This window comes from Spiribacter salilacus, from assembly GCF_009649225.1.
GTDB lineage: Bacteria > Pseudomonadota > Gammaproteobacteria > Nitrococcales > Nitrococcaceae > Spiribacter > Spiribacter salilacus.
This window is the reverse complement of the sequence record NZ_WJPP01000012.1, coordinates 1-1184: the sequence shown is the minus strand read 5'-3', so window position 1 is coordinate 1184 and position 1184 is coordinate 1. Positions and strand designations below refer to the sequence as shown.

The window sequence follows — 1184 nt, the reverse complement described above, 5'->3', positions numbered from 1 at the left end:
ACGCAGCTTAATGCTAGCTCCGAGGGCATTGTTGAGTCTTCTGGCGGTAGTGCGCTGGGTGAAGGCGTGAGTATGGCGCTCAACGGCATGGTGGTGACGAACCTGGTACTGGGTGCCGCCACCGCCGAGATTATCGGTGGCGCGGTCACCACCGGTGGCGCGCTGACGGTTAGAGCCACTAATGATGCGCGCTTGAATGCGCTTCTCAACAGTGTGACCACCTCGGGTGATGAGGCGGTGGGCCTGGCGGCCTCGTTTAACACCCTAGGTTATAAGGCCCAAGATATTCTCTCGCAGGGCATTGATGCGTTGCTGGGCACCGGTTTTGGCATTGCCGATAAAGCTGAGGCAGTAGCGCGGATTACGAGCACTACCTTGAGCGTGGGCGGCGATCTGACGATCAGCGCGGATAACATCGCCCAACTTAACGCCACGCTGTCTAATGCTGCGAAGTCTCAGGCCTCAGCGCTGTATGGTGCTGGAGGCTCAGCCGCCGGTTTTGTGCTGACCAGTAATTTGGTGGCGGCCGGTGCCGATGCACGACTCACCAGCCCTGCTGAGAACAGCACGGCCACCGGTGATGTCACTATCTCCGCCACCGACAACGCGGGTATCTACGCTAATACCAAGTTGGTGAGCTCCTCGGTTACCACCAACACCGGTGGGCTGGATATCCTGCGTGACACGCTCGATACGGCCAGTGATCTGGCTAACGCGCCGCAGTATTACAGCAGTGATGCCTTACCCACCGGTTCCTCTGGCTTCCCGCTTACCTTTGGTGATCGTGTTCAGGTGCAAGACGATTACTCCGTTGATGTAGACGGTGAGACGGTTGATATCCCAGCGGGTGTTTACAAGTATCTTGGTGCCAGTGGTGAATTCAATCCAGAAACCACGGATTATCTCGACTTAGACTTCTGGCAGGCTGAGACTTCCGCCAGTGGCCTGATTCCCGACATTGGCAACATCAGCGATTCAGATGCCATTGCCGCGGGTGGCATGGTGGTGCGCAACCAGGTGGAGTCAGGTGCCACCGCGTTAGTCACGGGCACTACTTTGACTGCCGGTAGCCTCTCGGTAGCGGCCACTGAGTCCTCCACCATGATTGCCGAGCTTGATAGCTTTGTGGAAAGCTCTGGCGGCTCGAACACCGGTGGTGGTGACTCGGTGGCCACGAATGGCGC

The 1184-nt window shown here is 58.0% G+C and carries 1 protein-coding gene; it reads left to right on the top strand.

The genetic code is table 11. From position 1 onward, the window contains the following. On the top strand, positions 1-1184 hold a 1184-nt coding region (locus tag GH984_RS10790), incomplete at both ends, for a hypothetical protein (protein ID WP_172973233.1).